This is a genomic window from Inquilinus sp. (assembly GCF_057815775.1).
In genome coordinates this window covers 1-3719 of the sequence record NZ_JBYRFX010000750.1, presented here as the reverse complement: position 1 = coordinate 3719, position 3719 = coordinate 1, and the positions used below count along the sequence as shown (strand labels likewise).

Here is a 3719-nt window from a genome sequence, read left to right as displayed (position 1 = left end):
CACCGTGTCGATGCCGGCGCCGCCGTTGATATTGTCGCCACCGCCGCCGCCGATCAGCAGGTCGTCGCCGTCGCCGCCGCTGAGCACGTCGTTGCCGGCGCCGCCGTCGAGGGTGTCATTGCCGCCGAGCCCGGAGAGTGTGTCGTCGCCCAGGCCGCCGCTGATAGTCTCGATCCCGTCTGGATTGTTCGCATCACCCGGGTCGAACCCGGTGAGGATGTCGTTGCCATCGGTGCCGGTGATGAGCAGTGACATGGAACGCTCCTTCTGCCGGATGGGCGCAACCGCCGGGACTATGCCCGAAGGCCGCATAGGCCGTTAGGTCCAGACGGGACCGAACGATGGTGCCAGATGCGACTACGGTTCAAATTTTAAGCAAAAGCGGCCGGTGGTCCGACACCTCCGGCTGCGCCACCACCTGGAACGACACGATTTCGACGGCGTCGTTGACCAGCATGTAGTCGGCGAACCGGCCGGGCTTGCGGTAATGCGACGACCGGGTGCCGGCAAAGCCGCGACCGGTGACGAGGTCGCGCAGGCCCAGTTCGGCCAGCACCGCGAAGGTCCCGCTGTCCGGCTCGACATTGAAGTCGCCGCAGGCAACCAGGCGGTCGCCCGGCTCGGCCACGGCCTCGATCAGCCCGGCGAAGCGGCGGGCCTGCGCCAGGCGCTCCGGCGTGTCCGCCTTGCCGCGGAGGTCCCGCAGCCCGTGCATATGCGCGATGGTGACCGGCGCACCGCGCTCGCCGTCATACAGCCGGACAACATGCGCGTTGCGCGGCCGCGGATGCTCGCCATAGCCGTCGGGCGAGAACGCCTTGTGGACGAAGCCCTGCGCCTGGGCGATCACCGGCAGATCCGCCCGGATGAAGGTGGCGAGACCCCAAGAGGACGGGATGGCGGCGCCCCCGTCCCACAGCACGCCCTGCGCCGCCGGGCAGAACACCGCCATGTGGTCCGGCAGGGCGGCGCAGACATCGCGGAAGAAATTCGCCCGCTGCGGCAGGACATGGTCGCCGTCGCGATAGGTCAGCCAGTCTGCCCGCGTCGCCGGCGTGTGCACAACCTCCTGCAGGCACAGCACGTCGGGCACCGTCTCCCGGAGGTAGCGGTCCAGGTCGTCATGCAGCGTGCCGCCCCAGCCGTTCAGGCACAGGATCCGCATCGCGGTTCACCGGAAATGATCGGGGAAGGTGGCGCGGGCCTCGTCCTCGGCGATCACATGCGCCTCCCGCTCATTCTCGATCCACCAGGACCCGCAGGACGGGCAGCGGCGCAGATGCGCATGGGCGGCGATGCTCGTCGCCACGGGGCGGGGCATGCCGGAATTGCCGGTGAGGATGCCCTTCCGGCAGTCTTCGCATCCAAGATCGGACCAGCTGGCCATGGCCGGAGGCTAGCAAGGCCGGCGGGTGCCGGCAACGCGCACCCGCCGGTCGCCGGATGCCTCAGGGCCTGCGGCCCAGCGCCGCCACCAGCTTCGCCGCCAGCGCATGATCCGACCCCGGATTCTGGCCGGTGATGAGCTCGCGGTCCTCGATCACATGCGGCTCGAAATCGACCTTGGTGACGACAACCTCGCCGCCGGCGGCCCCCAGCGCATCGACCATGTTGAAGTACATCCTGGCGTGCAGGATGTGATCCTCGACCACCTTCTCCTCGGTGCTGGAGAACACCGTCATCCGGTAGCCGGCATACTGCCATCCCTCGGCCCATTCGGCCGCCTTGGCGGGGACGCCGGCGATCAGCGCGGCGCGGAACTCTCGCGCATGCGGCATCGCCGCGACCACCGCCACCGGACCGTGGCACAGCAGCGCTGTCGGCTTTGCCCGCTCGTGGAAGTGCCGCAGGATCTCACCCAGATCGCGGTCCTGCATCAGATCGACCACCGGCGCCTGGCCGCCGGGCACGAACACGCCGGCATAAGTGTCCAGCCCCTCTTCGATCACCGCGCGCAGCGTGCGCACCCGGTTCATCGCGGGGTCGTCGGCATAGAAGGCCTTGGCCCTGTCATAGGCAGCCTGGTCGCCGCCGAAATGCGAGACCTTGTCCGAGGCCGCGTCGATATGCGGCTTGGTGCCGTCCGGCGTGGCCAGCACCACCTCATAGCCCGCTTCGATCAGCGCCAGGACAGGCACCACGGTCTCGTTGAGATACTGGCCGGTGGCACCGGTGCCGCCGCCCTGGACCTCGATCCGGGTGGCGTTGGAACCGATCACCAGAACCTTCTGCTTGCTCATCATCGTCTCCGTGGGTTGGCTCGTTTTCCGATGAGCAGAAGATGCCCTCACCCCACATATTGCAGAAGTTTATTTCTATGATTTCAGATATATAGATGTCATTATAACTTATGCGCTATGACCTCAATCTCCTGCCCGTCTTCGTCGCCCTGATGGAGGAGCGCAGCGTGACCCGCGCCGCGCAGCGGCTGGGCATGACCCAGCCCGCTTTGTCGAACGCGCTGGCGCGGCTGCGGGTGACGCTGCGCGACCCGCTGTTCATCCGCGAGCGCTACGGCATACAGCCGACACAGGTGGCCGAGGATTTGGCACCGGTGATCGCCGCGGCGCTGGCGAAGATCGACGAGGCGGTGGTCGGCCAGCAGGAGTTCGATCCGGCGCAGGCCGAGCGGCTGGTGACCATCGCGCCGAACAGCTACGTCGAATTCGTGCTGGTGCCGGCGATCGCCGCGCGGCTGCGCAAGGCGGCCCCCGGCATCAAGCTGCGCCTCACGCCGTTCGGCGACGATCTGGTCGAGTCCGGGGTCGTCTCCGGCACGACCGCCATGGCGCTGGGCCGTATCGTCGGCGCACCGGACACTCTCGTCGTCCAGCACCTGATGGATGACGGCCTCGCCTGCGTCGTCCGGGCCGACCATCCGGAGGTGTCCAACAGCATCACCCGCGAGCAGTATGAGCGCCTGAAGCATGTGAACATGCAGCCGCCACGCCGGCTGCGCGTCGGCCTGTTCCAGGCGCTGGAACAGCAGGGGCTGAAACGCGACGTCGCCGTCTCGGTATCGCATCTCCTGGCCATTCCCGAGATGGTCGCGGCGACAGATTACTGCGCCATCCTGCCCAGCCTGATCTGCCGCCGGCTGGGCCATGACACCCGGCTGAAGATCCTGCCGACACCGGTCGATCTCGGCACCTTCCCGGTGGAGATGGCCTGGCATGTCCGCTACCGCAACGACCCGGCCCATCGCTGGCTGCGATCCCTGATCGCCGACGTGGCCCGGGAGGTCTCGGGCATCCGGCCGCCGGCCTGACCGGTCGCCGCGGTCGCGTTGCGGCCGAACCGCGCGGTCCACGGGACAATCCGTAGAACGGAACGTTGTGTTGCCACTCCCGCAAGGGTCTCCCCGGGGAGTGGGTGGTCCCGGCCCATCATCCGGCCCGTTACCCCGTGTCGGGAGCGTCGTCGTCCCGATACCGGAGGCAGGTCTCGATGCCGAGGGAGCGGCAGAGGCGGTCGGCGACGATGCGGGTGGTCTCGGTGTCGAGGCATTCGACCATATCGGCCTCCTGCAGCCGCACCGCCAGCCCGACCCGGATCCCGGGGATCCGCGCCGAACTGGACCGGCGCCGGGACCTGGCGGTCGCCGCGGTGGAGCGCGCCTTCCCCGCGATCGACCCGGCGCGGATCCCCGGGATCCGGGTCGGGCTGGCGGTGCGGCTGCAGGAGGCCGATATGGTCGAATGCCTCGACACCGAGACCAC

General features: G+C 68.4%; 6 protein-coding genes. 2 read left to right on the top strand and 4 right to left on the bottom strand.

Features of this window, described 5'->3' with window-relative positions:
- The 4 genes from AC3XYG_RS26320 to AC3XYG_RS26305 all read right to left on the bottom strand — a co-directional run.
- Nucleotides 1-255: calcium-binding protein (locus AC3XYG_RS26320; protein ID WP_489142836.1), on the bottom strand; the 255-nt coding region annotated here is incomplete at its 3' end.
- Between the two features lie 109 nt (nt 256-364).
- Nucleotides 365-1165, bottom strand: a complete 801-nt coding sequence (locus AC3XYG_RS26315; protein ID WP_489142835.1) for an endonuclease/exonuclease/phosphatase family protein — start codon at nt 1163-1165, stop codon at nt 365-367.
- 6 nt (nt 1166-1171) lie between these two features.
- Nucleotides 1172-1321 carry a hypothetical protein gene (locus tag AC3XYG_RS26310; RefSeq protein WP_489142834.1) on the bottom strand — a complete coding sequence of 50 codons (150 nt, stop codon included), beginning with the start codon at nt 1319-1321 and terminating at the stop codon, nt 1172-1174.
- A gap of 127 nt (nt 1322-1448) precedes the next feature.
- Nucleotides 1449-2243, bottom strand: a complete 795-nt coding sequence (locus tag AC3XYG_RS26305; RefSeq protein WP_489142833.1) for a DJ-1/PfpI family protein — start codon at nt 2241-2243, stop codon at nt 1449-1451.
- 107 nt (nt 2244-2350) lie between these two features.
- Here AC3XYG_RS26305 and AC3XYG_RS26300 point away from each other — a divergent pair, with 107 nt between their 5' ends.
- Both AC3XYG_RS26300 and AC3XYG_RS26295 read left to right on the top strand, forming a co-directional pair.
- Nucleotides 2351-3268: a LysR family transcriptional regulator gene (locus tag AC3XYG_RS26300; protein ID WP_489142832.1), complete on the top strand. Its 918-nt coding sequence runs from the start codon at nt 2351-2353 to the stop codon at nt 3266-3268.
- Nucleotides 3269-3447: 179 nt separating this feature from the next.
- A partial coding sequence (locus tag AC3XYG_RS26295) for a hypothetical protein (protein ID WP_489142831.1) occupies nt 3448-3719 on the top strand: 272 nt, incomplete at its 3' end.